General features: G+C 51.7%; 28 protein-coding genes and 2 tRNA genes. 21 read left to right on the forward strand and 9 right to left on the reverse strand.

Annotation, left to right across the window (positions count from 1 at the left end; translation table 11 throughout):
* Nucleotides 1–183 precede the first annotated feature (183 nt).
* Nucleotides 184–1,173 (forward strand): glycoside hydrolase family 43 protein, encoded by a 990-nt coding sequence (locus KB559_RS07040; protein WP_211021036.1) that lies wholly within the window; start codon nucleotides 184–186, stop codon nucleotides 1,171–1,173.
* A gap of 111 nt (nucleotides 1,174–1,284) precedes the next feature.
* On the opposite strand, the gene KB559_RS07045 is transcribed toward KB559_RS07040, so the two are convergent.
* The 3 genes from KB559_RS07045 to KB559_RS07055 form a co-directional block, all read right to left on the reverse strand.
* Nucleotides 1,285–1,357, reverse strand: a tRNA-Lys gene (locus tag KB559_RS07045).
* 12 nt (nucleotides 1,358–1,369) lie between these two features.
* Nucleotides 1,370–1,445, reverse strand: a tRNA-Ala gene (locus KB559_RS07050).
* Nucleotides 1,446–1,552: 107 nt separating this feature from the next.
* Nucleotides 1,553–1,861, reverse strand: coding sequence for a hypothetical protein (locus KB559_RS07055; protein ID WP_211021037.1), 309 nt, complete (start codon nucleotides 1,859–1,861; stop codon nucleotides 1,553–1,555).
* 230 nt (nucleotides 1,862–2,091) lie between these two features.
* On the opposite strand from KB559_RS07055, the gene KB559_RS07060 reads away from it, so the two are divergent.
* The 7 genes from KB559_RS07060 (at nucleotide 2,092) to racE (ending at nucleotide 7,959) form a co-directional block, all read left to right on the forward strand.
* Nucleotides 2,092–2,979 (forward strand): AraC family transcriptional regulator, encoded by an 888-nt coding sequence (locus KB559_RS07060; RefSeq protein WP_211021038.1) that lies wholly within the window; start codon nucleotides 2,092–2,094, stop codon nucleotides 2,977–2,979.
* A gap of 96 nt (nucleotides 2,980–3,075) precedes the next feature.
* Complete coding sequence (locus tag KB559_RS07065) at nucleotides 3,076–4,065, forward strand: N-acetylglucosamine kinase (protein WP_211021039.1); 990 nt, start codon at nucleotides 3,076–3,078, stop codon at nucleotides 4,063–4,065.
* The gene (locus KB559_RS07070) at nucleotides 4,062–5,372 is read left to right on the forward strand and encodes a 6-phospho-beta-glucosidase (RefSeq protein ID WP_481856445.1); all 1,311 of its coding nucleotides are present in this window, start codon (nucleotides 4,062–4,064) and stop codon (nucleotides 5,370–5,372) included. The genes KB559_RS07065 and KB559_RS07070 overlap by 4 nt, the downstream gene beginning before the upstream one ends.
* 198 nt (nucleotides 5,373–5,570) lie before the next feature.
* Entirely contained in the window at nucleotides 5,571–5,858 is a 288-nt protein-coding gene (locus tag KB559_RS07075; RefSeq protein ID WP_211021041.1) for a Dabb family protein, read from the forward strand.
* Nucleotides 5,859–5,914: 56 nt separating this feature from the next.
* The gene (locus KB559_RS07080) at nucleotides 5,915–6,343 is read left to right on the forward strand and encodes a DUF86 domain-containing protein (protein WP_211021042.1); all 429 of its coding nucleotides are present in this window, start codon (nucleotides 5,915–5,917) and stop codon (nucleotides 6,341–6,343) included.
* A gap of 151 nt (nucleotides 6,344–6,494) precedes the next feature.
* A complete protein-coding gene (locus tag KB559_RS07085; RefSeq protein ID WP_211021043.1) occupies nucleotides 6,495–6,950 on the forward strand; it encodes a YtxH domain-containing protein in 456 nt (151 codons plus the stop codon).
* A gap of 190 nt (nucleotides 6,951–7,140) precedes the next feature.
* Entirely contained in the window at nucleotides 7,141–7,959 is an 819-nt protein-coding gene (gene racE, locus KB559_RS07090) for a glutamate racemase (RefSeq protein ID WP_211021044.1), read from the forward strand.
* A 62-nt stretch (nucleotides 7,960–8,021) separates the two neighbouring features.
* On the opposite strand, the gene KB559_RS07095 is transcribed toward racE, so the two are convergent.
* The gene (locus KB559_RS07095) at nucleotides 8,022–8,933 is read right to left on the reverse strand and encodes a diacylglycerol/lipid kinase family protein (protein ID WP_211021045.1); all 912 of its coding nucleotides are present in this window, start codon (nucleotides 8,931–8,933) and stop codon (nucleotides 8,022–8,024) included.
* A 225-nt stretch (nucleotides 8,934–9,158) separates the two neighbouring features.
* Between KB559_RS07095 and KB559_RS07100 the strand changes: the two genes are divergently transcribed.
* The 5 genes from KB559_RS07100 to KB559_RS07120 all read left to right on the forward strand — a co-directional run bounded on the left by KB559_RS07100 (nucleotide 9,159) and on the right by KB559_RS07120 (nucleotide 12,076).
* Nucleotides 9,159–9,791, forward strand: coding sequence for a TraX family protein (locus KB559_RS07100; protein WP_211021046.1), 633 nt, complete (start codon nucleotides 9,159–9,161; stop codon nucleotides 9,789–9,791).
* 86 nt (nucleotides 9,792–9,877) lie between these two features.
* The gene (locus KB559_RS07105; protein ID WP_247681641.1) at nucleotides 9,878–10,825 is read left to right on the forward strand and encodes a M14 family metallopeptidase; all 948 of its coding nucleotides are present in this window, start codon (nucleotides 9,878–9,880) and stop codon (nucleotides 10,823–10,825) included.
* A 301-nt stretch (nucleotides 10,826–11,126) separates the two neighbouring features.
* On the forward strand, nucleotides 11,127–11,384 hold the full coding sequence (locus tag KB559_RS07110) for a YkvA family protein (protein WP_211021047.1): 258 nt from the start codon (nucleotides 11,127–11,129) through the stop codon (nucleotides 11,382–11,384).
* 128 nt (nucleotides 11,385–11,512) lie between these two features.
* On the forward strand, nucleotides 11,513–11,815 hold the full coding sequence (locus KB559_RS07115; RefSeq protein ID WP_211021048.1) for a HesB/IscA family protein: 303 nt from the start codon (nucleotides 11,513–11,515) through the stop codon (nucleotides 11,813–11,815).
* 27 nt (nucleotides 11,816–11,842) lie between these two features.
* On the forward strand, nucleotides 11,843–12,076 hold the full coding sequence (locus KB559_RS07120; RefSeq protein WP_211021049.1) for a YuzB family protein: 234 nt from the start codon (nucleotides 11,843–11,845) through the stop codon (nucleotides 12,074–12,076).
* Between the two features lie 83 nt (nucleotides 12,077–12,159).
* Here KB559_RS07120 and KB559_RS07125 read toward each other — a convergent pair whose 3' ends face one another.
* The 4 genes from KB559_RS07125 to KB559_RS07140 form a co-directional block, all read right to left on the reverse strand.
* Nucleotides 12,160–12,834, reverse strand: coding sequence for a YdeI/OmpD-associated family protein (locus tag KB559_RS07125; RefSeq protein ID WP_211021050.1), 675 nt, complete (start codon nucleotides 12,832–12,834; stop codon nucleotides 12,160–12,162).
* A gap of 4 nt (nucleotides 12,835–12,838) precedes the next feature.
* Entirely contained in the window at nucleotides 12,839–13,141 is a 303-nt protein-coding gene (locus KB559_RS07130; protein WP_211021051.1) for a putative quinol monooxygenase, read from the reverse strand.
* A 179-nt stretch (nucleotides 13,142–13,320) separates the two neighbouring features.
* Nucleotides 13,321–15,345 (reverse strand): LTA synthase family protein, encoded by a 2,025-nt coding sequence (locus KB559_RS07135; protein WP_211021052.1) that lies wholly within the window; start codon nucleotides 15,343–15,345, stop codon nucleotides 13,321–13,323.
* 30 nt (nucleotides 15,346–15,375) lie between these two features.
* The gene (locus tag KB559_RS07140; protein WP_211021053.1) at nucleotides 15,376–16,530 is read right to left on the reverse strand and encodes a THUMP domain-containing class I SAM-dependent RNA methyltransferase; all 1,155 of its coding nucleotides are present in this window, start codon (nucleotides 16,528–16,530) and stop codon (nucleotides 15,376–15,378) included.
* A gap of 126 nt (nucleotides 16,531–16,656) precedes the next feature.
* On the opposite strand from KB559_RS07140, the gene KB559_RS07145 reads away from it, so the two are divergent.
* Both KB559_RS07145 and KB559_RS07150 read left to right on the forward strand, forming a co-directional pair.
* Nucleotides 16,657–17,283, forward strand: coding sequence for an O-methyltransferase (locus KB559_RS07145; protein ID WP_211021054.1), 627 nt, complete (start codon nucleotides 16,657–16,659; stop codon nucleotides 17,281–17,283).
* Between the two features lie 103 nt (nucleotides 17,284–17,386).
* Nucleotides 17,387–18,181 carry a glucose 1-dehydrogenase gene (locus KB559_RS07150; protein ID WP_211021055.1) on the forward strand — a complete coding sequence of 265 codons (795 nt, stop codon included), beginning with the start codon at nucleotides 17,387–17,389 and terminating at the stop codon, nucleotides 18,179–18,181.
* 97 nt (nucleotides 18,182–18,278) lie between these two features.
* Here the strand turns inward: KB559_RS07150 and KB559_RS07155 are convergent, their stop codons facing one another.
* On the reverse strand, nucleotides 18,279–19,514 hold the full coding sequence (locus tag KB559_RS07155; RefSeq protein WP_211021056.1) for an MFS transporter: 1,236 nt from the start codon (nucleotides 19,512–19,514) through the stop codon (nucleotides 18,279–18,281).
* A gap of 162 nt (nucleotides 19,515–19,676) precedes the next feature.
* Between KB559_RS07155 and hemE the strand changes: the two genes are divergently transcribed.
* From hemE to KB559_RS07185, 6 genes are all read left to right on the forward strand, one after another.
* Nucleotides 19,677–20,744: a uroporphyrinogen decarboxylase gene (gene hemE, locus KB559_RS07160; protein ID WP_211021057.1), complete on the forward strand. Its 1,068-nt coding sequence runs from the start codon at nucleotides 19,677–19,679 to the stop codon at nucleotides 20,742–20,744.
* A gap of 37 nt (nucleotides 20,745–20,781) precedes the next feature.
* Nucleotides 20,782–21,720 (forward strand): ferrochelatase, encoded by a 939-nt coding sequence (gene hemH, locus KB559_RS07165; RefSeq protein WP_211021058.1) that lies wholly within the window; start codon nucleotides 20,782–20,784, stop codon nucleotides 21,718–21,720.
* A 166-nt stretch (nucleotides 21,721–21,886) separates the two neighbouring features.
* Nucleotides 21,887–23,239 (forward strand): CapA family protein, encoded by a 1,353-nt coding sequence (locus tag KB559_RS07170; RefSeq protein ID WP_211021059.1) that lies wholly within the window; start codon nucleotides 21,887–21,889, stop codon nucleotides 23,237–23,239.
* 34 nt (nucleotides 23,240–23,273) lie between these two features.
* A complete protein-coding gene (locus tag KB559_RS07175) occupies nucleotides 23,274–24,005 on the forward strand; it encodes a glycerophosphodiester phosphodiesterase (RefSeq protein WP_211021060.1) in 732 nt (243 codons plus the stop codon).
* A 32-nt stretch (nucleotides 24,006–24,037) separates the two neighbouring features.
* A complete protein-coding gene (locus KB559_RS07180; RefSeq protein ID WP_211021061.1) occupies nucleotides 24,038–24,682 on the forward strand; it encodes a fumarylacetoacetate hydrolase family protein in 645 nt (214 codons plus the stop codon).
* 2 nt (nucleotides 24,683–24,684) lie between these two features.
* Nucleotides 24,685–25,518 (forward strand): DUF92 domain-containing protein, encoded by an 834-nt coding sequence (locus tag KB559_RS07185; protein WP_211021493.1) that lies wholly within the window; start codon nucleotides 24,685–24,687, stop codon nucleotides 25,516–25,518.
* The last annotated feature ends 62 nt before the right edge of the window (nucleotides 25,519–25,580 follow it).

A 25,580-nucleotide genomic window follows, 5' to 3' on the forward strand; every position in this document is an offset into this window, starting at 1 on the left:
TTCCGGGGGTCAAATGATGGAATTTTGCTGCTAAAGACTCTGTGCGCCCCTAAACCCCGACTGAGCAAATGAAGGAACAACTAAAGTTTTTGGGATATAACCTATACTTTCATGAATTCACAGGATACTGTTTATCTGATACGATGAAAACGCATGCATTTCAGTTAAATAGGAGGAAAAGACGTGACAAAACCTGCACAACCCAATGAGCCAATCGTGACTCATATTTATACCGCAGATCCTTCGGCTCATGTTTTTGAAGGTAAAATCTTTATCTATCCTTCCCATGACTTAGACCATGAGAAGCTTTCAAATGATAACGGGGACCAATATGACATGGAGGATTATCATGTTTTGTCCATGGACGATGCAGGGGCTCCGTGCGTGGATCATGGTGAGGTGCTTCATCTTAAGGATATTCCTTGGGCCAGTCAGCAGCTATGGGCCCCTGATGCCGCTTATAAGAACAATACCTATTATTTATTCTTCCCGGCTAGGGACCATGAAGGCGTATTCCGAATCGGCGTAGCCAAGAGCTCTTCCCCTGCGGGTCCGTTCACGCCGGAGCCGGAGTATATTCCTGGAAGCTTCAGCATCGATCCTGCCGTTTTCATTGACCAGGACGATAGAGCCTATATGTATTTCGGTGGACTATGGGGAGGTCAGTTAGAGAAATGGCAAACCGGCACCTACAATCCAGATGCTGAAGGTCCGGCTCCTACGGAACCAGCACTTGGTCCGATCGTTGCGGAATTAAGCGAAGACATGCTTACATTTAAAGCACGGCCGCAGGAGATTTCGATCGTGGATGAGGACGGCAATCCGATCCTTGCCGGAGATGAAGAGAGACGTTACTTTGAAGGACCGTGGGTTCACAAGTATAACGACTATTACTATCTGTCCTATTCTACAGGAACTACACACAGTATTGTATACGCTATCAGTAAGAATCCGATGGGTCCTTATCAATATCAAGGAAAAATCCTTACTCCCGTAGTCGGGTGGACCACTCATCATTCCATCGTCCAGTTCAAGGAGAAATGGTACTTATTTTATCATGACAGTTCCTTGTCCGGCGGAGCCGACAATAAGCGCTGCGTCAAGTATACCGAATTAAAATACAATGATGACGGTACGATCCAGACGATTGAGCCTTATAAAAACGAAGAATAATAATAGCAAGCAGCTGCTCCGATTCTTGTATCGGGGCGGCTGTTTATTTATAAGGCCGGATAAAACAAAAACATCCAGCATTTCTGCCGGATGTTTCATATAAACTCGGTATGGATCGTCAGGGACTCGAACCCTGGACCTGTCGATTAAGAGTCGAATGCTCTACCAACTGAGCTAACGATCCGTAGAAGTAATATGGTGGAGCCTAGGGGGATCGAACCCCTGACCTCATCGCTGCCAGCGATGCGCTCTCCCAGCTGAGCTAAGGCCCCTTGTCTCATAAGCGACTATTTTATTTTATAAAAATGGTTGCTTGATGTCAAGAATTTTTTTGAAAAAAATATCCGGCAAGATTACCGGATTAAATACTGCCCTAAAATTAGAAGCGGACTGCGGTAATTCTCGGAAATGGAATCATTACGACTTGTCCGGAATCATCGATCAGTTCGAGAGATTCTGTTTGGATAGATACGAGAGTTCCTTGAATCAGGGATTCTCCGGCAATAACCGTCAAAAACCTTCCTTCCGACTTGGCTAACTTCTCGTAGGTTTCGGCATCCGGAAATTTTGAGGCCTCGATGGACGATTCTAGGTGGTCAATCCGGTTCTCCAGCAGTTCGATTCTGGCCTGGAGTGTTCGTATTCGTGTGCGTAGCGGGGTATTCAACAGAAATTGTAATGCGCGCATACATATCACCCCCTTCACTATATGATATGTTTAATAGTTTGATAGGGTTTGGACAACGTTAAGAAAGGTGAGAAGCCGGCGGGCTTTCGGTGTGGTTACTTTGGAAAACATTCAGGTCTGCAACGCTATTGTGCGGTCATTTAGGGTGTGGTTCAATAGACTGGTAAGGCGGATTTTGATGTTTGCTTTTATATAAAGCGATTCACACGGGAGCAAAAGGAGGAATTAAGGTGAAGCCTTCGACTTCGTCTTCTCTTCATATTCAGCCGGACCAAATAATCTTGCCGTCAAGGTTTCCGCTCTCGATTTCGAGCTCCAAGGGGGTGACTCCTTCCTTTCAGCGGCTGCACTGGCACCGGGCGCTCGAGATTAACTGGATTACCGGAGGCAGCGGGATTTATACGATCAATGGCCGGGAATATCATTTCGAGCAGGGGGATCTGTTTCTGATCGACTCCCATGATCTGCACCGTGCCTATGAAGGCAAAAACCTGGAGATGGTGATCGTGATGTTTGAACCCGCATTACTAGGAGCGGAACAGAGATACGATCCGGATATTTTGCAGCCATTCAGACATACGGGAACGAGATTCTCGAATCACATTTCTCATACACATCCGTCCAGTCCATTGCTGGGCGAATATATTGAAAAAATGCAGCGGGAGTATGAGTTGGGCCAGCCTTCCTTCATCTCGGCTGTCCGCGGGCTGCTGCTGTTGTTCATGGCGGAAATTAACCGGCGTTTCCGCACGGAGCAAGACACATTCGGGTACGCCAGCACGAAACATTTGGAGCAAATCCGCGAGGTGATCCAAACGATGGATGCGGACTTGGCGAAGCCCTGGTCCTTGAAGGAGTTAGCCGATCTGGTTCATTTAAGTCCCTCTCGCTTCAGTGTGTTATTTAGTCAAATCGTCGGATCGTCGCCGATGAATTATCTGGTTCAACTGCGGCTCGAATACGCTGTCAAGCTGCTGGAGGAAGATGATCTGAGTGTACTGGAAATTGCCGAGGCCGCCGGATTTCGAAACTTGTCCAATTTTAACCGATTATTTCTTCATCATATCGGGGTATCGCCGAGCGTTTTAAGAAGACGGCTTCGCGGTAAAACCGAATAAGACTCGAAACAGTAAGATAGTATCATTAAAGAGGACTATTGCAGAGGAATTGCGATAGTCCTTTTTTGTATGCTAATGGTGAAGGAGAGATGCGGGATGAAGTTTTATATGGGTGTTGATGCAGGAGGAAGTAAAACTTATTGTTTGCTGGTGAACGAGAAGGGTGAGACCGTGGGCCGGGGAGTCTCCGGTAACGGAAATCACCAGACCAATCCGCTGGATGCGGAGAAGAATATAGCATCAGCGTGTTCCAACGCGCTAAGGGAAGCGGGTCTGAAGCCGGCTGAGGTGGAATTTGCTTATTTCGGGCTTGCCGGGGCGGACCGGGAACCGGATTATGCCATTCTCCGGCCGATGATCGCCAAGCTCGGCTTTCCGAGACACGCCATTGCCTGCGATACCATGATCGCTATGCGTGCCGGAACGGACCGTCCTTACGGAGCCGTTGTCATCAGCGGCACCGGGTTTAATGCGGCGGCAAGGAACCGGGCGGGAGAGGAACTCCAATATGGCGGCTTCGGTTATTTATTCGGGGATGGGCAGGGATCGGGCCGGGACATGGCCAACTTTGCGTTCCGTTCGGCGGTACGTGCTTGGGACGGCCGCGGCAGACCGACCCTCCTGCATGACATGGTCTTGGAGACGACAGGATTTGCAAGCGTTCCGGATATGCTGGATGCAGCCTTGGATGAGGGTTATGCGCCTCCGCTGCACTTGGCTGAGCTGATCTTCCGGGCAGCGGGAGAGGGTGATGAGGTGGCGGTCGGCATTCTTGCCGAGCAGGGGGTTGAGCTAGGCAATGCCGCGGCCGCATTGATCCAGCGTCTTGGGATGGAGAATGAAGAATTCGACGTCGTTTTGGGCGGGAGCGTGCTGGCCAAAAGCGTGCCGGCTATTATGCAGGATGCGCTGGCAAAGAGGGTACGCCTCACGGCTCCGCAGGCGAAAATCACGAGAATCACCATGGAGCCGGTTGCGGGCGCTGTACTAAGCGCAATGGATCAGGCGGGAATTCAAGCCGGGACCCAAGTGATGAATAATCTGAATACTGTTTCATTTGACGATTTGAAAGGGGATGCGAGATAGTGAAGGATCAACGGAAAATCAAAATTGCTGTCATTGGCGGGGGCTCATCCTATACGCCTGAACTGGTGGAAGGCTTGATCAAAGGTTACTCGGATATGCCGGTATCCGAATTATGGCTCGTTGACATTGAAGAAGGCAGACACAAGCTTGAAATCGTAGGAAGTCTGGCGAAACGGATGGTAAAAAAATCAGGACTTCCCATGCAGGTCCATTTGACGCTGGACCGGCGGGCGGCGATTCAGGGCGCTGATTTCGTTACTACCCAAATGCGCGTAGGCCTTTTGGAAGCCCGGAAGCTGGATGAGCATATTCCGATCCGTCACGGAGTTATCGGTCAGGAAACGACGGGTCCGGGAGGCATGTTCAAAGCGCTCCGAACCATTCCTGTCATCCTGGATATTTGCCGTGATATCGAAGAATTGGCTCCGAACGCATGGATGCTGAATTTTACGAATCCGGCCGGAATGGTAACGGAGGCGGTGACCAAATATTCCCGCGTGAAAACCGTAGGCTTATGCAACTCACCGATCAATTTTAAGAAATTTCTCGCCGAAGCCTACCAAACGCCCGAAAGCCAGGTTTTACCCGAATTTGTCGGAATCAACCACCTGCACTGGGTAACCTCGGCACTAGTGGACGGTAAAGAAAGATTGCCGGAATTGCTGATGGGCAAGGGCGAATACACAGCCAAAAACGTACCTACCATGGGCTGGGATCCGGAATTTTTGCAATCCCTCGTCTGTATTCCGACGTATTATCTGAAATATTACTATATGACGACGGAAATGCTTGAAGAGGAGAAGGCAGCGCTTGAAAAGGATGGGACCCGGGCCGATGTCGTTAGCCGTGTGGAGAAAGAATTGTTTGAGCTCTATGCCGACGAGACACTGGAGGACAAACCGAAACAATTGGAGCAGCGGGGCGGAGCGTTCTACTCCGAGGCGGCGGTTCATTTAATGCAGTCGCTTTATCTGGGCCGGAACGATATTCAAACCCTCAATGTGCGAAACGGCGGAATTTATGATTTCCTGCCGGAAGATGCCAGTATCGAAATTAACTGTGTCGTTACCTCGGGGGGCCCGATTCCGCTTGCGCCAAAGCATGTTCCGCAGCAAATCAAAGGATTGCTGCATGCGGTGAAAACCTATGAAAGCCTGGCGATCGACGCGGCCGTCAGCGGGGATCGGGGGCTTGCCCTGCAAGCGATGGTTCATCATCCACTCGTGCCTTCGGTCTCCATCGCCAAGGTGCTGCTGGAAGAATTGCTGGAGGCTCACAAGCGTTATCTTCCGAACTTCTTTGCTTAATTCAAACAGTTTTGCATGACCACAGCAGCCTTGGGATCATCTGGCCCCGGGCTGCTTTTTTTGCGGGCTTATCTCGTTCCTGATTCCACAGTACAAAAGCTTCCTTCCTTGCTTCTGACCGTTATGATATATTTTGATTAGAGCAGTTGGACAAGCATAGGCCGAAACGGCCACTATCGTTGAAGGAGAGATTGCGGAATGATCAAGCATATCGTGTTGTTCAAATTGAAGGACTCCTCCCCGGAAAGCATTGCAACTACGGCCGGCGTGCTGAGCAGCCTGAAGGGAAAAGTAGAGCAGCTCCGGGAGCTGGAGGTCGGGATCGATGTGGTTAAATCCGCGCGTTCCTACGATATCGCACTGGTGGCAACATTTGATTCTCTGGAGGATCTGGAAGGCTATCAGGTTCATCCCGAGCACAAAAAAGTAATCGAGCATATGACGCAGGTCCGGGAAAGCCAGGTAGCCGTCGATTTCGAATTTTAGATCTTAATTAAACGGATTTCATAACTTCATCTATTGATCACGAAGGAGAACATGCCATGTATTATGTGAACCGGGAACAAATCGAACGCCGGCTGAATGTAATTCCTGAGCTTGTGCAAGTTGTCGAAGCTGCCGGCTCCGCCCGCGAAGCGTCATTGCTCGAACGGTTTGCCGAAGAGAGAGCGCTTCATTTGGCGATTGAGATCGTAACGGACGTAGGGAGTTATTTGATCGACGGCTTTATTATGCGGGATGCAAGCAGCTACGAGGATATCGTTGACATCATGCATGACGAAAAGGTGATCGGCGAGGAGTTGTTTCAAATGCTGACCCGCCTGGTCCGGTTACGGAAGCCCCTCGTTCAGGAATATTTCGATTGGGACCGGAGCGGCGCTCATGCGCTGGCGGGACTTCTTCCGCAGCTGCTGGATGATTTTGCGGGCAGAGTTCGGGCGTATTTGGATAAGGAAGGGATCACAGTCTGACCGGAGCCTCTTTTTTTCTCGGGATGTGTGACGGGATAAGCCCAAGGTGCTTATAATACATTATCGATATAGGCATTTGCCCGGTAAACACAGGGATCGCCGTTTACGTCAGGGAAGATCCGGGATAATGCCGACAAGGGAGAGATGAAGCGTGAAAAAAGAAACTAAAGGCTTGATCTGGGGTGCCGCCATTGGTACGGTTCTTGGCGGGGTAACTGCGTTGCTGTTCGCTCCGAAACCGGGACGCGAGCTTCGCAAGGATATCGCCGACGGGGCGCGTCAGGTTAGCGAGAAAACGCAACAGGTCGCTGAGAAGGTTGGCGAACAAAGCAGCCAGCTGGCAGGCAAGGTAAAGGAAACGGCCGAAGGACTGGTTAATGATTTCCAAGCATGGCGTGCGGCCAAGGGGAACACGGAAAGCGAAGACAAGGAAGTGCTGATTTCCTCGTTCGGGGAAGAAGAGGTTACTTCCGATGAGACGGCCGTAATCGGTATAGCCGAAGAAGCGGAAGTTGAGGCGGCGGCTGCGGTAGAGCCGGAAGAGGCCGAAACTTCAGTGGAGACAGCCGCTGCGGTCATCGAAGGGGAAACGGAACAAAAATTATAATATGTAATTCAAGCAAAGAAACAAGGAGACCCGAAAGGGTCTTTTTGCTCTTTTACGGTTAAATATGGAAAGCGCCCTTTTAGTTGTACGGCTTCATAAATTGAGTTAAGATTTAGGTACGCTTTATGGCCGCAAAACATAAAGTAGGTAGAGAAAACGAAATACAAATTTTTTGGCAAAAGGAAGCGGTATGTTCGTGCAGCAAGCCATCGCAATATTAGACTCAGGCGTGGGAGGTCTCACTGTCGTCAAGGAAGTTATGAGACAGCTGCCTAGAGAAAAGATTATTTATTTCGGCGATACCGCGCGCTCTCCCTATGGACCTCGCTCTTCGGAAGAGGTGCGCCTATTTACCGAGCAAATCGTAGATTTTTTAGTTCAATTCGACCCTAAAATGATCGTAATCGCATGTAATACCGCAACTGCGGCTGCTTTGGACTATATCAAGGCGAAGGTTTCCATTCCCGTCATCGGCGTCATTCATCCGGGAGCCCGGGCTGCCATCAGCGCTACGAAGACCGGCAGAGTCGGAGTCATCGGAACGATCGGAACGATTCGGAGCGGCGCATACACCTCTGCTCTAAAAGAACTGAATCCGGCGATTGAAATCGTCAGCGAGGCTTGTCCCACATTGGCTCCGCTCGTGGAGCAAGGACGGTATGAAATGCCGGAAGCGCTGGGAGTCGTTGAGGATGCGCTCCGCGATATTAAACAGTATCCGATTGATTGCTTGATTCTGGGTTGTACTCATTATCCATTTTTGAAAAGAACCATGCATAAAGTGATGGGGCCCTCGGTTAAACTGATCAGCTCGGCGGATGAAACGGCCCGGGAGATCAGTACGGTCCTTCATCAAAAAGGCCGGCTTGCCCGCGGAAGCGAAATTCCGGTTCACCAGTTCTTTTGCAGCGGGGAACCTGAAATATTCCGCAGAATCGCACTGCAGTGGCTGGGAAGACAAATTGAACTGACGCCCATCGTCTGGCAGGTTTCCAACCCTTCCCGATGAAGCAAAAAACCTTTGGACGGGATTTGTTCCGCCAAAGGTTTTTTTGTACATGTAGGTCTGGGCTATACCGCCAGAGAATCCGGGCACATCACCCGCAAAGCTCCCGGATCCGCGGATGCGGTGAGCGGGGTGGATGCGACATGTTCCCCGTCCCCCAGCGCCAGTCTCGGCAGGCTGCTGTGAATAGTGACGTTGCTGCCGCGCAGCATCGTCACGAAGGGGAAGCGGGTATGCTTGCCGAACAGCAGCGTCGGGAACAGCAGCATAAGCTTCAGCCGCGAACAATCGTGGACGATGCAAATGTCCAGGAGACCGTCATCGGTTTTTGCATCGGGACAGATCGCCAGTCCTCCGCCATAAGTGGTTACATTGTTCACGGCGGCGAGCCAGGCGGATGGGAAAGTATGCTCGGTTCCGTCGCATTCGACGCTCAGCGGTGCGGGACGGAAGGTAAGCAGCGTGTGGAAGACGCCGATGATGTAAGCGAGCCGGCCCATGCCGAGCGCATTGCATATTTTTTTGTAGCGGCTGTTGTTTACGTTATGCGCGACTTCGGCGTCAAACCCGACCGCCAGCGCAGTCAGCGTGCTGCCGCCGGAAATCGAGATAAGGTCGGCGTTTCGCGGCATCCCTTCCAGCATGATGTCCAGAGCGGCGGCAGTTTTTCTGGGAATCCGGAAGCCGCGGGCAGTATCATTACCCGAGCCGGCGGGGAAGACGGCCAATGGAATGCCCGAATCCCGCATGGCGGGGAGAAGGCTGTGAATCGTGCCGTCGCCGCCCACCACACCTACCGCTCTCCAGTCGGATTTAAGGGCGAATTGCTCCTTTAAATATAAATGCGCTTCCTCTGCGCTGCGGGTATATATATAATCATAAGGAATATTCCGACGTTGCAGGATATCCCGGATCTTTTTCCAAACCCGGTCCCCTCCGCCGTTCCCGGAATTTTGATTTACGATAAATAAATACATGACCATTCCCCCATCAATTTAGCAAGCAATCACCTGTAAATTCAGTGTAAGCAAAATAACGTTAAAAAGAAATCATTATTAATTAAAAGTGTGTGTTCAAAAAGTCGACTTTTCAGCACCGGAAAGCCCGCCTGAATTTAAGATTCGATGTCGGGTAAGCAACCTGAAGCGCTTCGTGATCAAAAGATGACTTTATTGAATAACCTCTTAAAAGGAGTTTCGCGTATGCAGTTGATTGCCATGATTACGATGCTGATCGATCATATCGGACTGCTGTTCTTCCCGGGCGAAATGGCCTGGAGAATAATAGGGCGGATCGCGTTTCCGATTTACGCTTATGCGCTTGTTCAGGGCTACACCCACACTTCCAATTTTAAAAAATATGCCCTCCGGCTGCTGTTAATCGCAGTCTTATCACAAATCCCTTATCAAATTGTCGTCAACGAAGGCGGTTTGAACGTGGTGGCCACGTTGCTGGGAGCTGTGCTAGTGCTGCGAATGCTGGACAGTGTTAAACCGGGTCCGCTCTCCGCCTTGCTCATTGCGGGTTGCTGCATTGTGATGGAGGTACTGCCGTTCGATTATGGGGCATATGGACTGCTCCTCGTGCTTATATTCAAATATGCGCGTTCAACGCAAATCCTGCTGATGCACCTGCTGCTGAATCTGGTTTATTTGCTGTCTTACGGCTGGGTCGTTCAAATGGTCAGCATATTGCCGACCCTGGTCATCGTCTTTGGTCCGCAGCTTTGGAAGGCGATGGAGGCCCGGCGTGTGCCGGCCTGGGTTTGGCGTTCCTTTTACCCGGCGCATCTGGCGATCCTTGCCGTCATCGTTTATATGGCGGGAACCGGGTAGGTATCAGCCTGTTTTCGAACGGGTGGTACGTTTGGGAATACAGATGACGTTCCGGCGAAACGCATTAATGGATTGAGAGAGGGGGCTTGGAAATTCTGACTGCTGCCGGCAATCACGTCCATCGTCCTATCGTCGCCATTGAGCGCGGCGGATTCCGCAATGCAGATTATGTAGATCAAATGAGTCGCCTGTTGCAAAAATATGATGTCCTGAGAAGCAGGCAGATCGGCACAAGCGTGCTGGGGCAGCCTTTGTTTGCCCTGATTGTGGGCGATGGCCCGGAAAAGGTTCATATCAACGCCGCGGTTCATGCTAATGAGTGGATTACAGCGCCGCTGCTGCTGCGCTTTGTGGAGGAGCTGGCAGCGGCGAGAAGCGCTGGCGACCCTTGCGGCCTCGATGCGGTCACGCTGTGGGCGGTGCCGATGGCCAATCCGGACGGCGCGGACCTCGCGCAGGACGGAATCCCGCCCGGCTGCGCCTGGGCGGAGGAGCTGGCCGCGTGGAACGGCGGCAGCGGGGATTTTCGCCGCTGGAAGGCCAATATCCGCGGCGTCGATTTGAACGACCAGTTCCCGGCCTGCTGGGAACTGGAGCGGGAGCGCCGGGGACTGGCTGCCCCGGCGCCGCAGGATTACGGCGGTCCGCATCCGCTCAGTGAGCCGGAGGCGGCCGCGCTGGCCGGGCTAACCCGCGCCGAGCGGTTCAGCCGGGTCTTGTCCTTGCATACGCAGGGCAAGGAGATTTACTGGAACTACCGCGACCGCGAGCCGCAGGAAGCGGAAGCGATGGCGGAACGGCTCGCGGCGGCAAGCGGCGAAGGGAGCGATGGCAGCAATGGCAGCGGCGGCGGATACCGCGCAGTCAAGCTGAGCGGCAGCGATGCCGGATACAAAGACTGGTTCATCGACGAGTTCCGCCGGCCCGGCTTTACCGTGGAGGCGGGGGAGGGCGTGAACCCGCTGCCGGTGGAGCAGTTTGACGACATCTACAAGGGATTGGCGCCGATTTTGGCGGAATTTATCCGGGGGTAAGCTGCCCTCGGATTTTTGCCGTGAGCCTGGCCTTTTCCCCATGTAATTGGAAATATCCATTCATTTTAGCTCGACATTGCTCAAAGATATGCCTTGATTGGAAATATCCAATGAAATTATCGGATTGGCACTTGTTTATAGCAAAAGAGCCCATTATGATTGGAAATATCCAATCAAACTCTTAAATTTGCTTCTTGTGCATTGCTTTAACTGGAAATATCCAATGAGCACGGCTAGCCGATTTTTGATTTCACTAAAAATAGGGTATCTTATCGTATAAAGTATTGAAGGGGGAATGTCGATGAAATGGTCAAAAATATGGTCGCTGCGCCACTGGGGACATGTTTTTCGCCGGCTTCCCGCACTGTTGAGGTCGCCCCGGATTCCGCTTATGGACAAGCTGCTGCTTGTAGTGCCCGCTATTTTGTACTGGGTCCTGCCGGATGTGCTGCCATTCATCCCGATTGACGATATGGCGGTGACGATGCTGCTGATGAACTGGTTCGTGTCGAGAGCGGAGCGGAAAGAACAGGCCGGCATGAAGCAAATCGGGAAATGAGTAATCATGCGAGCGGAGCTCGGATTTAGCGAACATGACTTATATGTGACGGTCTTGCGCGATAGACGATGATTATTTACAATAGGAATATTGAAGATGTTACTCTGGATAGAGATAGGAGAGGTTCTATGAGCGTCAAGATTACCCGCAATGCGGCGAAAGTGATAAAGAAAGAACTGGACAAGGAAGAGAACAAAGGCCTGGTGTTGAAAGTAGTCATCACGCATGCCCATGGCGACCACGCTCACTATGGCATGGATTTGGTCAAGCCTGGAGACAACGATAACGTCATCTCGACCGATAAAGAGATCGATGTAATCATTGATAAAGACGAGCCGCTGCTGGATGGCGTAAAAATCGATTATTTGTATTTTCCTCAAGAAGGATTCGTGATTACGAACCCGTCCAAAGGAAATCACGGGGATCACTAATCAGCATGGAACAAAGAAGGGAATAGCATGGCAAACGATATTCGTATATGCGATAAATGCAATCATATCCGTATGAAGACTTTTGTGCCCAAGCTGCAAAAGCTGGCGCCGGACGCCGAGATCAAAATCGGTTGCAAGTCCTACTGCGGACCGTGCGGCAAGAGACCCTTCGTTTACGTGAACGGCCGCTATGTCAGCGGACCTACGGAAGACGAAGTGCTGGCCAAGGCCGCACCTTTTGTAAAGAAGCCGAAACAATAAATCAAAGCCGCTCCGGTCCTCCGACCAGAGCGGCTTTATTGATAGTTGTACTAAAATCGGTTATTGTTGACCTGGCCGCTCGGTTATCCTTCAACCTTGCGGTAGAGCTCCCGGCTCTTGTAGCCCGCGCCAAGAATGGTCTTCATCTCCTCACGCCGCTTGGTTCTCGTGCTCTCTTGTTTGGCGCTGTATACGTATCTGGCCCAGTCTTTCCGGTATCCAGGCGTAAGTGAACGATAAAAGGCAAGGAGCTCCGGGGCGTCGTGCAAATCTTTCTCCACTTCCGGGACCATAGCCTCGTAATCATCGACACGCTGGCTCGGCCGTGAGGTGGACTGTGGCCGGTTCCGGCTTCGGGCGTCCTCCTTTAGGCCAACGACCGTAAACACCTCATCCATGCCTACCATGCGGGCAAACTTGATGGAGCTTGTCCCGACATATCCGTCCTCGTCCGCGCCTAACCCGTCCAGCAAGTCATCGCGATGAATGAAGGTGGGGTATTTTTTGTTGCCTTTTTTCGGATATGCCAGATACAGGTACCCGTCCTGTTTTAGGCGATCTTCTTCGATCACTTTGCTGACCATAGCCTTCAAGGCATCCATGTCCAGGACGAAAGCAAAAATAAGATCGTATTTGCTTTTCGTAAGCTCGCGGTCAAAGGTCAATTCCGCCAGATCGCCGGTTTCCTGCGGCAGATTTAACACGGCGGCTGTTTCATACTTTTGCAAATTCAGCTTTTCGACGATTGATTTTGCCATAAGGTTAGAGTCCTTTTCCGCCTACGGGCCGGATTTGACAGGACTCTACCCCCGCGATTAATGGCATGGCCTGCCGGATCGAAGCTTTGCTGGCTTCTTGATCGAGAGAGGCTTGATGTGCTTCCGCATTACTCCAAATTTCATACACCCAGATGACATCCGGTTCGGTGTCCGACACGCTGATGATATATTTTTCGCAATCCGGCACACCCTCTGCGACCGCTGCAGCGCCTAGCAAGATTTGCGCCAGAGCATCCCGTTGCCCTTCTTTTGCCGTAAACTTCACATTCATTCCGAATTTGCTCATTAAACACCCCTCCAAGGGAACAAAATAGATAATCATAAACAAACCTTTACGAAAAGAGTATAGCGAATAGGCGGTAGAAGATTCAAATGAAATGCTGGCGGGAATTCATTTAAATCAAAAAAACATAAACAAGGACCCCGAGTTCCGTCAGCGGAATCATCAGGGTCCTTTCTCAAAATTTATGGTTGTTGCGCATCCTTGCCGCTTCTCAGCTCTGGAATTAGGTCTGAGGCGATCAGATCATCGGAAATTTGCAGCCGTTTCTTGGCTTCTTCATGAGGAACCCGGCATTTTTCGATATCCGTTTTCTCTTTGGTTGAAAGGTCATAGCAGTTGCCGTTCTCGAACAAATTGTCCGGGGAAGGAATGTAATATAATTTACCGTCCGTAAAAGCTCCCGATCTCAGGACGACGAATTTGTCTCCATCGGCAAACAAGTTGTTGCCCATCATGTAGTACGGTTTCGTCGATATTCCCAGCAAATGCAGGATCGAGGGGGCCATGTCGAGCTGCCCGGCCGGCTGATCGTAGATTCCGGCAGCTTTGCCGTCCGGCAAGTGTACAAGCAGCGGCACCTGGTTCATGATTTGATGCATATCGAGTTCGGTCAGCGGCTTGCCGAGGAATTTCTCGTAATCCGCTTGTTCCGTGATCGAGTTGTCATGGTCACCATAAACGTAAAGGATCGTATTGTCCCACAGTCCGTCCCGTTTCATGTCCTCCACCAGCTCGCCAAGAGCGGCGTCCGCGTAATGGATCGATTCCAGATAATTTCCGAAGATGGTGTCCTTGAATTCGCCGGTATCAAGCTGGCGGACCGATGCCGGAAGAGAGTAGGGATGATGGCTGGACAGCGTAATTAAGAACGAATAAAAAGGTTGTTGTTCTTCGGACATCTTGGCGAGCGATTGGCGGAAGAACGATTTGTCACCCAGCGACCAGCCGAGCGATTCGTCCATGGCGTATTCTTTTTTACTGTAGAAATGATCGTATCCCATCGCTTTATACATATTGATCCGGTTCCAGAAGCTGCCCTCGTAAGCATGGAAAGCACCGGTCTCATATCCGTTTTGGCTAAGAATTTGCGGCAGCGTATCATACGTATGATCCGGATAGCGGACGAATACGGAGCCTGTCGGAAGCGGGTGCAGCGAGCTTTGCGATGAGAAGTCGGCATCGGAAGTCCGTCCTTGGCCAGTCTGGTGAAAGTAGTTGAAAAAATACAGGCTCTCCTGCATCAGCTTATTGAAATTCGGGGTAATTTCCTGGCCGCCGATTTTTTTGCCGATCATGAAATTCATGAAGGCTTCTACCTGCACCGCCAGAACATTGCTCCCTTTATAAGCGCCAAAAGTCCCGTCAGTGGCTGTCTCGCGGGCATCGCCGGCTTTTTGAAACCAATCCCGGATATTGTCCTTCTCCTCCGCCGAGAGCTCGGGTTTGTCGCCGAGGTGTTCTTTAGCGTAACGATAAGCGTCATAATAATGGAAGCCGAGCAGTCCGGTGACATTGTAAAGCGAAATATTCCACCAGCCCCCTTCGAACAGGCCGACCGCCCACGTTTTTGCATAGAACCGGATCGGTCCCATCGTAATAACAAAGCCGAGTACGAAGACGCCTAGGCCTGTAATGAATCGGGATAACAGACGGGAACTTCGGGTTTTACCGGGACGGGGTGACTGAGAGTATGCTCTATGGTTTCTGGCCGTTTGTTTTCGTGTAACCGTGCGGCGGTAGAACATGAGGCCGATTGTAATTGCCAGCCAGATAATCCAGTCCGCAACGAGCCAGAGATCCCTAAAATGGATCAGCGACAGAATACTGTCTCCGAGTTCACCGACCTGACCGGCTTGAAGCAGCACCGGAACCGTGATGAAATCGCCAAAATAACGATAGTAGACGAGATCCGAGAAAATGATCCCCGTCAGCAGTATATTCAAGATAATCATTGCAATGGAGCGGCCCCGACGGGGCAGCCATAGCGTCCAGAACGATACCAGCAGGATGGAGCCGATGGCGATCACGTCATCCAGCAAATTCATATCGATATACCGTGCATGTAGATTATCGTGAAGAATATGCAATTTGAAAAAAATGATCAGCGTGAACAAAATATATTCAAAATTACGGTAATGGGCCAGTTTTTTCAAAAAATGACTCGTTTTATTGCCTGGTGTTGCCAAGTCGGATTTCCTCCTTTCCATTCCAAAACGGAGAAACCCTCCACCCGGGCATTAATGCCGCGGGGGAAGGGGTCCAAGAAACTGCAGATATTGGCATTCGATCCGGCCGTTAAACAGCTTGCGGCGTTTATCCGCTTTACGCTGAAAGTCTTGTTCGAATTGTTTCGTAGGTGTCAGCGCGAAGAACGACCAGGTCGGCAATTCGGCTGTAACGCGGCCGAGCTGGGAGATCAGGCGGCGGACTTCTTTTTCCTCGCCGATACGTTCGCCGTAAGGCGGGTTGGTAATCATGCAGCCGTAATCGCCTTCCGGCTGGATTTTGACGGCAGGGAGCTGCCGGAAGGTAATCTCTTTGGCGAGCCCTGCGGCTTTGGCCGCCGCTTGGGCCACTTCAATGGCCTGCGCATCGATATCGCTGCCGGCGATGTTCAGCGGGATATCGTCCTTCACCGCATCGATCGCTTCATCGCGGGCCTCCTGCCACATCGATTCCGGCAACACCGGCCATGCTTCCGAATTGAACGTGCGACGCAGCCCCGGAGCGATGTTCCAGGCGATCATCGCCGCCTCGATCGGCAGCGTTCCTGAGCCGCAGCACGGGTCGTAGAACGGCCGTGACGGGTTTTGGTTCCAACGGCTGAGCAGGATCATCGCTGCCGCCATCGTTTCCTTTAATGGCGCTTCGGTCGCTATTTTGCGGTAACCGCGCTTATGCAGCGCCGGGCCGGTGGTATCGAGCGTCAGCAGCGCCTTGTCGTTCAGCAGGTTGATTTCGATGACGTATCGCGGCCCGTTCTCATCAAACCATTCATTGCGGTACGTTTCCTTCAGCTTCTCAACGATCGCTTTCTTCACGATCCCCTGGCAGGCTGGCACGCTGCTGAGCTGGGATTTATGCGATCGGCCCTCCACCGGAAATTCGCCGTGCACGGGGATCCAATCCTGCCAAGGCAGCGCCTTCGTGCCTTCGAAGAGTTCATCGAACGTGAGCGCGGTGAACTCGCCCATTTTAATGAGGACCCGGTCGGAAGTGCGCAGCCACAAATTACAGCGGCAGATGTCGCTTAAGTTTCCTTTAAATGTGACCCGGCCGTTCTCGACGACGGTGTCATGGTAACCCAAATCTTTAAGCTCGCGGGCAACGACGGCTTCGAGCCCCATCGGTGCGGTAGCGATCAATTCTAATTGTTGTCCTTGTCCTGGCATATGATCATATCAACTCCGTGAAATACTTGTGGTTATAGTGCAAAAACCATACAATTCAGTATAGGACAATGTTAAATAAGATACAAACGGCTTTTTGACAACAGGAAAAAGGAGTGTGCCGGGGAGATGAACCCTGAACAATATAGTGAGGAATTATATACCGAGGACAGCATGCTGAAGAGCGTCACGGAATCCATCCTGGAAAGCGGGATGAACGATGTCTCGATCGCTCCAGGATACGGCAGGCTTCTTACGATGCTTGCCGCTGTTTCGGGAGCGGAGGCGGTACTCGAAATCGGCGCCCTCGGCGGCTATAGCGGCGTTTGCCTGGCGCGGGGAATGAAGCAGGGGGGAAGACTCGTCTCGCTCGAGTTGAAAGAGGAAAATGCCGCCCTGGCCCGACGGAACTTGGAGCGCGCCGGATTTGGTGGAATGACTGAGTATATGATCGGTCCGGCGCTTGACAGTCTGGCGCAATTGGAGAATCGGGGCGAGAGGTTCGATTTCTTTTTGATCGACGCCGACAAGGAAAACTACCCCGCATACCTGGAATACGCAATCCGGCTGGCCCGGCCCGGGGCGATTATCGCAGGGGACAATACGCTGCTGCGCGGACGGACGCTGAATCCGGACAAAAACGGGCCTTCAGTCCTCGCGATGCGGAAGTTCAACGAATCGATCGCTACCGACGAGCGGCTGATCAGCACCATGCTGCCGGCGTACGACGGCCTTGCGCTCGCAATGGTGAAGTAGGCTAGAGAGGGAAACTAGCATATAATTATCGCTCCGTGCATTAATGTTCTGCCTGAAGGTTAAATTAATACACATTCTTATTATGTTTAAGGATGTGGACTGAATGAGCAGAAGATTAGAAGGCAAAGTGATTGTAGTAACGGGTGCAGCCATGGGGCTGGGTCAAGCGACGGCGATGGAAGCGGCCAAGGAAGGTGCGAGCCTGGCCTTGATCGATCTCAAAGAAGATGCATTGGGACAAGCAAAGCAGGAGCTTTTGGCGAAATACCCGGAAGCAAAAGTGCTTACCGTAACCGCCGATGTTTCGGATGAAACGGCTGTAAAAAAGTACGTAGATGAGACCGTTAAGACATACGGCCGTATCGACGGGTTTTATAATAATGCAGGCATCGAGGGCAAACAGGCGCTAATCCCCGATTATGATGTTCAGGTTTTCAAGAAGGTCATTGACATTAATCTTATGGGCGTCTATTACGGCATGCGTTACGTTATCCCGGTTATGAAAAAACAGCAATACGGCAGAATCGTAAACACCGCATCGGTTGGCGGCATCCGAGGTGTCCTTAACCAGATCCCGTATGTCGCAAGCAAGCATGCGGTTTCCGGAATGACCAAAAATGCTGCACTCGAATTCGCACGCGAAGGTATCGTAACTAATGCGATTGCTCCGGGTGCTATATTGACGCCGATGGTTGCCGGTTCCTTCAAGCAGGTAAACCCCGTGGATCCCAAGAAGGCGGAGGCTGAATTCGCCCAGGGGAATCCGACAAAGCGGCTGGGGCTTCCTGAAGAAGTAGCTAAGGTTGTAGTCTTCCTGCTCAGTGAAGATTGCAGCTACGTAAACGGCCAGACCATTGCGATTGATGGAGGGCAGTCCAATACTTATGGTTTCGCATAAGTTGCATAAGTAAGTTAGGATTTGGATTTCCGTTTTAATGATCAAAAAAGAGCGAGCACCGAGGTTGGATGAACCGCGGACCCGCTCTTTTTTTGTTTTATTTGTATTCCAGTTTCGGCTTGCCGTACAGCTTCCAGCGTACCCATACGGTGTTAAGGACCAGCAGAACTCCGGAGACGATAAAAATCCCTTCGATTCCGATAAATCCGGACAGGAAGCCGCCGATCAAGGAGCCTAGCATGTTGCCGAGCGCCAGGGTGCTGCTGTTGAAGCCGAAGGCCCGGCTCTCCATGCCGTCCGGTGTATAGAACCGGATAAGCGCATTGACGCTTGGCAGCAGACCGCCCATGAAGACTCCCATAAGGAAGCGGATGAGAATGAGCTGCCAGACCGTATGCACAAAAGCTTGCGGGATGAGGGTGGCTGCCGCGCCGATTAAGCAAAAGGTCAATATCCGATGCGCCCCGACTTTGTCACTCACACGCCCCAGCACAGGCGAGGTGATCATGTTGGAGATCCCGGTCACGGCGGTAACGAACCCGGCCCAGAAGGGAACGTCGGTCGGAACGCCGTGCAGTTTTTCAACATAGAGGGGAAGCAGGGACATTGGGCTGAGCATGGCGAATTGCAGAAGGAACGTTACTGCAAATAAAGCGGTCAACTGCGGGGATTTGTTCAGCTCGACAAAGCCCTGCATAACGGAGATCTGCGGCGTATGAGCCGCTTCTTCCCGGTCGAATTTCTCGCGGACGAACAATAAAGCAAGCATGGAAGCCACAAACAGCAGGGCCCCGGTAATATAAAAAATAGGGCGGAAACCGATATATTCCGCCATAAGTCCGCCGATCAGCGGGCCCAGGATCGTGCCGGCCACGTTCCCTGATTGAATCGTGCCCATGGCGAACCCCATCCGCTCTTTTGGAGCGGTGCCCGATATGAGCGATACGGCCGCCGGATTGAAGCCGGAAATCGTACCGTTCAGCAAACGGAGCACCAGCAGATGCCACGGCTTTGTCGCAAAGCCCATTAGTGTAATTACGATGGCCATGCCGAAACCGGAGCGCAGCAGCATGATTTTGCGTCCGTACTTGTCGGCGAGTTTGCCCCACAGCGGTTGAAATATAAAGGACGTCGCAAAGTTGGCCGCAAAGATCAGGCCGGCCCAAATGCCGATGGCGTGTTCACCTTGCACATGCAGGTTTCTGGCCAGGTAAAGCGATAAAAAAGGAGTAATCATCGTCATTCCCGCATTGACGAAAAACAGTCCGAACCAAAGCACAATGAGGTTCAATTTCCACGATTTCAATGTGCTTTCACTTCCTTTCGGGTTCATCTGGTTGTAAACAAAGTCTTTTTAGTATAGCACAGTTTTAAGAGCGCCCTGGCGGAGCAATGTCATACGATTGTCATGGGACGAGCCGGTGTGATAGTTGTTACTTACTTTTAAAAAGGGCATAATGTATATTAGAGATTTTAGTATAGGAGGCCTGTAAACGTGGCTTATAATGATCGGTTCATCCGAGCCTGTCAAAGGCAGGAGGTGGATCGTCTCCCTGTATGGTACATGCGCCAGGCGGGTAGATATGATCCCGAATATCGTAAAGTCAAAGAAAAATACAGTCTGCTCGAAATTTGCCGACAGCCTGAACTGGCAGCGGAAATTACGATGATGCCCGTACGTAAGCTGGGCGTGGATGCCGCTATTTTATATTCGGATATTATGAATCCCGTAGCCTCGCTGGGCATTGACTTTGACATCGTCAAGAATATCGGGCCGGTTATCGACAATCCGATTCGTTCCAAGGAGGACATTGACCGCTTAAAGCCGATCGATGTCGAGAAGGATCTCTCGCATATCTTGGAAACGATCGCTATTTTGGATCGGGAGCTTGAAGTGCCGTTAATCACTTTTGCCGGTGCTCCGTTTACGATTGCAAGCTATCTGATCGAAGGACGACCTTCGAAAAGCTATATCCGCACGAAAAGCCTGATGTACGGGGAACCGGAATTATGGGACAAGCTGATGGGCAAGCTCGGCGATATGGTCATCACTTATTTGCGTGCCCACGTCAAGAGCGGCGGGAAAGCGTTCCAGCTGTTTGACAGCTGGGTCGGGGCGCTTGCTCCGAAGGATTTTGAACGGTTTGTGCTGCCGACGATTACCCGTATTTTTGCCGAACTTGGCGATTTGGATGTACCGAAAATATATTTTCCAGGCGTAAGTTCCGGAGAACTGTTGCCGACGCTGACCCAGCTTCAGGCCGATGTCATCGGTCTCGATTGGCGGGTATCCATTACGGAAGGACGCCGGCGCATCGGGGAGAAGTTTGCCGTTCAAGGGAACCTGGACCCGTATATTTTGACCGCTCCTATGGACACCATTAAACAGTATGCCAAAGAATTGATTGATCAGGGACTTGAAGCTCCCGGATACATATTCAATCTCGGCCACGGATTGTTCCCGGAAGCATCGCTCGAGAAGCTTAGAGAACTGACTGACTTTGTACACGAGTACTCGGAGCAAGTCATTTCTCAGCGTCATCATATTCAATTGAACTTTTGAGAACTCATGACACGAACTTATTGAGGTGAAGAAGACCATGAAGACAAAAATCGGTGTATTGGTGATGTCCTATGGCACACCGGAAAGTCTGGACCAGGTAGAACCTTATTACACGCATATTCGTCGGGGGAATCCGCCGACCGCGGAACAGCTGAAAGAACTGAAGGACCGTTATGAGGCGATTGTCGGAGGCGTATTCCCGCTTCGTGCGAACACGGATAATCAGGTGGCTGCGCTGCAGGATACGCTAAACCGTTTAAATCCTTACGCAGAGCAAGAATTCGTTTGTTATCAAGGATTGAAGCATGCCCGCCCGTTTATCGAAGACGGAGTGGAGGCTATGGCCGGCGACGGCATTACGGAGGCGATCGGCATCGTGCTGGCACCGCATTACTCTGTGATGAGTATCGGCGGTTATATCAAGCGGGCCGAGGCGAAAGCGGCCGAAGCCGGAATCGCCATGAAATTCGTCCGCAGCTATCATTTGCATCCGAAGCTGATTGAATCGCTGGCCGCAAGAGTATCGAGCAAATTGGATTTGTTCGTAGAAGCCGGAGCGGAGCGGGAGAAAGTGAGAGTCTTGTTCAGTGCGCACAGCTTGCCTGCAAAGATCCTCGAAATGGGCGATCCTTATCAGGACCAGCTGCTGGAAACTTCAAAAGCGGTAGCCGAACGGGCCGGAGTGACCTCCTGGCAATTTACGTGGCAGAGCGCGGGACGTACGGCAGAGCCTTGGCTTGGGCCGGATATTCTGGACACGCTCCGCTCTTTGAGCCTGGAGCAAGTCGAGGACGTTCTGGTAGCTCCGGTCGGATTCGTATCGGATCACTTGGAGGTTCTATACGATCTTGACATCGAAGCCAAAGCGATCGCCAAAGAGCTCGACATGCGGCTTGAGCGGATCGATTCGCTGAACACCGATCCATTGTATATGGAAACGCTCAGCGATGTGATTTTTCAATTGCGTAAAGAGTAGAAATTAAATATCGGCTTATCAGGCCGAAGTCGTCCTAACCGACTAGGCCCCAAGATACCCTTCGCTTAAAATAGGCGAGGGGTTCTATTTATTTCAGGTTACCTGATATAATAAAATCAATCATGTTCAAGAATCAAGGCGAGTATGAGGGAAAAAGGAGTTTACCATGTATCCACCACGTTCGGAGAAATACAGTAAGAAGAAACAGGATAAGCAGCGGGGCCAAAACCGTTTTTGGCTTGGGTTGAACGTATCGCTTATTCTGATCATCGTTGTTTTGGGAACTTATTTTTATTTATCGGATCTTACGACACAAAGCAGTCCTAAGTCAGGAGATGCGGACTATTCGTCCGATGTAAATGGTGACAATGGCAAAGGCGGAGAGGTCGGCAGCCAAATTCCGGACCAGGAAAATCAATCGCCGGACGTAAATAACGCCGTACAGGAACCTGACGGTTCAGACTCAGCGGCGGAGCCTGACGAAGCAGGGAATCGAACCGGTAATAGCGGACAGAAAGAAATAGAGCCGGATGAGACTCAGGATCCGGATCCGGTGCAAAATACCGATCCCGATGAACGGCTTCTCATTCATTTTGCGGGGGATACGATCTTTTCCAGCAAAGTGGCGGAGAAACTGCAAAAGGAAGGGTATGATTACCCTTATCGTTATGTGAAAGATCTGTTTCTGAACGATGATCTCAGCGTCGTGAACCTGGAAACGCCGGTGACGGAACGAGGTACGGCGGCCGAGAACAAACAGTTCGTGTTCAAATCGTCGCCCCAGGCGCTGCCGGAGCTGGCCAAAGCGGGAGTGGAGGCTGTAAACCTGGCCAACAACCACATTCTTGATCAGGGTGTGGAAGGTCTGCTGGATACGATAGATCATTTGAAGGAGAGCAAGCTGCATTACGTCGGAGCGGGGAAGAATAGCACGGATGCATATGCCCCGGTCTATATTGAGCGAAAAGGGATTAAAATTGCGCTTTGCGGCTACACAAGAGTGATTCCCGAGTCGCATTGGGTAGCGGGAAAGAACCCTGGCGTAGCGGCCGTGTACGATTCCAAACAGGCTCTGAAGGCCATTCAGACGGCACGTCAAAATGCCGACCTTGTGTTTGTCGTTGTTCATTGGGGTAAGGAACGTACAACGAAGCTGGAGGAGCATCAAACGACGCTGGCCCGGGAATTTATCGATGCCGGCGCTGATCTGGTTGTTGGCGGCCATCCGCATGTGCTTCAGGGACTTGAGAAATATAAAGGAAAATGGATCGCTTACAGCACGGGTAACTTTATTTTTACGAAATCGAAGGATCCGAAAACTTGGGAAACCGCCGTTTTTGCTGCGGAATGCACGCGTGGGGGCGATTGTGACCTGAAGCTGATTCCTTACAAAACGGAGCTTGGGCAACCGATTCCGATGAGTGATGAGGAAGGTAGTAAATTGTTTAAAGAGGTAGAGAGCTTCTCACCCGGAATTTCGATCGGAGCATCGGGCGAAGCGAAGGCAGACAATACCTGAACCATAGAATACAGCAGGGAGGGAGCGTGGTTGTGTGTCCAACCTTTGCGTTGCGCACCGTGGATTTTCGGGAATTGCGCCGGAGAATACAATGGCTGCCGTCTCTCTTGCGATGGAGCAGCCTTATGTTGGGTGGATTGAAATTGATGTCCAGCTGTCTAAGGACGGCGTGCCCCTGCTGATTCATGATTTCACGTTAAACCGTACTACCAACGGGCGGGGGCCGGTCAAGGACAAAACATGGGAAGAGCTGCAAAGACTGGACGCCGGCCGATGGAAGTCCAAGGCATATACCGGGGAGAAACTGATCAGTCTGGATGAATTTCTGGATAAAATCAAAGGCCGGTTGCAAGCGAATATCGAAGTGAAAACCCAGGGCAACCTGTATCCCGGCATTGAAGAGAAGATTATTTCAGCCGTTCGGAAACGGCGCATGGAGCAGGATGTCGTTCTAACCTCTTTCGAGCCGCGAATATTGGCCAAGATCAAAGAGATCGGCCGGGGAATCCGTACAGGCCTGATTGTCAACGGCAAGGCGAGGGATGTGCTGCTAAGGCTGCAGATGCTTCAATGTTCATTCTTGTCCATGAATCATCGATATTTAACGGCCGAGATCGCCGGCAAGGCCGCCAGACGCGGTATTGAGGTCATGGCCTGGACGATGGATGATGTCCGTAGAATGCGGCGGGTGGCCGCCATGCACGGCGATATACTTCTCTGCACGAACCGGCCCGATGTATGGCGCAAGGCAATAATAGAAAACTGAACTATTGACCAGGAATCCAGGAGGCTTAATGAATGAATAAAATGATTTCGAACGTCTATTGTGTTGGACGCAATTACCGGCTGCACGCCGAGGAGCTCGGCAATGAAGTGCCGTCCGAGCCGATGATTTTTCTAAAGCCTTCCCATGCGGTAGTTTCGATGGAGGGTGCCGGGCTGGCGCTCCCCGAGAACTGCGGAGAAGTTCATTATGAAACCGAGCTGGTCCTGCGGATCGGCAGACGGTATGAATCCGGCATGACGGTGGACGAGCTGGTGGATGTAGTGGCGTTCGGCATCGATTTCACGCTGCGCGATGTACAGAGCGAATTGAAGAAAAAGGGGCAGCCTTGGACGGCGGCCAAAGGATTTAGAAATTCCGCTCCGATTACGCCTTACATCGCTTTTCCCGGAGCCGAAGGAACAGCCGGAGAAGATTTCACGTTGCGGAAAAACGGGGAGCTGGTACAGCGCGGAAATATTAAGAATATGATTTTTTCGCTGCAGCAAATCGTGGATTATATAGCCGACAGATATGGATTGGATGAAGGGGATCTCATCTTCACGGGAACTCCGGAAGGGGTGGGGCCTGTGTACCAAGGAGACCGTTTGGAAATTGCTTACGGAACCAAGGTGCTGGGCAGCTTTGAAGTTTCGGCGGGTCCCCGGGCAAAACAATGATGATTGACTGGATCATAGGGGCGCTAGGCGCCCTTTTGGTCTCTACGGCCGCTTACCGTAAATCGTCCCTTTCCTTATCGGGCATGATCGCCGCCACTATAATGGGGATGGTATATTACGGGGCGGGCGATTTGTTCTGGTTCGGTATTTTGCTGCTGTTCTTCATTACGTCTTCGATATTCTCCAAATTCCGCGGGGAGCGGAAGCGGGAACTGGAGAAATCCTATGCCAAAAGCGGCAGGCGGGATGCTGGACAAGTGTTTGCCAACGGCGGGTTGGGGATGCTTGCCTGCATCGGCTATGCGATTTGGCCCGATCCTGTTTGGGCCTATCTATTCGTAGGCACCATGGCAGCGGTCACCGCGGATACGTGGGCGACCGAATGGGGCGGGCTTAGCCGCAAGCTCCCGCGGTCGGTGCTGACCTGGAGGCAGTTGCCCGCCGGAACTTCCGGAGGGGTATCGCTGCTTGGCAGCACCGCCTCACTGGCCGGCGCGATGCTGATCGGCGGGGCGGCCTGGCTGCTGCTGCGTTGGACCGACGGGACAAGCACCGGAACGTCCGTGCTTCCCGCCCTATCCTTGTGGCAGTGGCTTATCGTTGGCGGCATCTCAGGCTTTGCCGGCGCGTTTGCCGACTCCCTGCTAGGCGCAACCATCCAGCGGATGAACCGCTGTCCGGAATGCGGAAAGAGCGTGGAGGTGGACAAGCATTGCGGGGTCGATACCGTACCACTGCGGGGACTGCGCTGGATGAGCAATGATGCGGTAAATATGCTCAGCTCCCTTGCCGCAGGCCTGATTGCTTGGGGACTTGCCTCCGCGCTTTTGATATAATTAGCCGTAGACTGTCCTAGAACCCGAAGTATTTCGGACCAAAAGAATATTTTTTTGGACAA

Origin of the sequence: Paenibacillus sp. Marseille-P2973 (genome assembly GCF_018101095.1) — a bacterium.
GTDB classification, from domain to species: domain Bacteria; phylum Bacillota; class Bacilli; order Paenibacillales; family Paenibacillaceae; genus Fontibacillus; species Fontibacillus vini.

Coding starts and splice junctions, on each gene's coding strand:
- KB559_RS07055 (WP_211021037.1), bottom strand. CDS start 1,861: ATGCGCGCATTACAATTTCTGTTGAATACCCCGCTACGCACACGAATA.
- KB559_RS07065 (WP_211021039.1), top strand. CDS start 3,076: ATGAAGTTTTATATGGGTGTTGATGCAGGAGGAAGTAAAACTTATTGT.
- KB559_RS07075 (WP_211021041.1), top strand. CDS start 5,571: ATGATCAAGCATATCGTGTTGTTCAAATTGAAGGACTCCTCCCCGGAA.
- KB559_RS07080 (WP_211021042.1), top strand. CDS start 5,915: ATGTATTATGTGAACCGGGAACAAATCGAACGCCGGCTGAATGTAATT.
- racE (WP_211021044.1), top strand. CDS start 7,141: ATGTTCGTGCAGCAAGCCATCGCAATATTAGACTCAGGCGTGGGAGGT.
- KB559_RS07095 (WP_211021045.1), bottom strand. CDS start 8,933: ATGTATTTATTTATCGTAAATCAAAATTCCGGGAACGGCGGAGGGGAC.
- KB559_RS07100 (WP_211021046.1), top strand. CDS start 9,159: ATGCAGTTGATTGCCATGATTACGATGCTGATCGATCATATCGGACTG.
- KB559_RS07110 (WP_211021047.1), top strand. CDS start 11,127: ATGAAATGGTCAAAAATATGGTCGCTGCGCCACTGGGGACATGTTTTT.
- KB559_RS07115 (WP_211021048.1), top strand. CDS start 11,513: ATGAGCGTCAAGATTACCCGCAATGCGGCGAAAGTGATAAAGAAAGAA.
- KB559_RS07120 (WP_211021049.1), top strand. CDS start 11,843: ATGGCAAACGATATTCGTATATGCGATAAATGCAATCATATCCGTATG.
- KB559_RS07125 (WP_211021050.1), bottom strand. CDS start 12,834: ATGGCAAAATCAATCGTCGAAAAGCTGAATTTGCAAAAGTATGAAACA.
- KB559_RS07130 (WP_211021051.1), bottom strand. CDS start 13,141: ATGAGCAAATTCGGAATGAATGTGAAGTTTACGGCAAAAGAAGGGCAA.
- KB559_RS07135 (WP_211021052.1), bottom strand. CDS start 15,345: ATGGAAAGGAGGAAATCCGACTTGGCAACACCAGGCAATAAAACGAGT.
- KB559_RS07140 (WP_211021053.1), bottom strand. CDS start 16,530: ATGCCAGGACAAGGACAACAATTAGAATTGATCGCTACCGCACCGATG.
- KB559_RS07145 (WP_211021054.1), top strand. CDS start 16,657: ATGAACCCTGAACAATATAGTGAGGAATTATATACCGAGGACAGCATG.
- KB559_RS07150 (WP_211021055.1), top strand. CDS start 17,387: ATGAGCAGAAGATTAGAAGGCAAAGTGATTGTAGTAACGGGTGCAGCC.
- KB559_RS07155 (WP_211021056.1), bottom strand. CDS start 19,514: ATGAACCCGAAAGGAAGTGAAAGCACATTGAAATCGTGGAAATTGAAC.
- hemH (WP_211021058.1), top strand. CDS start 20,782: ATGAAGACAAAAATCGGTGTATTGGTGATGTCCTATGGCACACCGGAA.
- KB559_RS07170 (WP_211021059.1), top strand. CDS start 21,887: ATGTATCCACCACGTTCGGAGAAATACAGTAAGAAGAAACAGGATAAG.
- KB559_RS07180 (WP_211021061.1), top strand. CDS start 24,038: ATGAATAAAATGATTTCGAACGTCTATTGTGTTGGACGCAATTACCGG.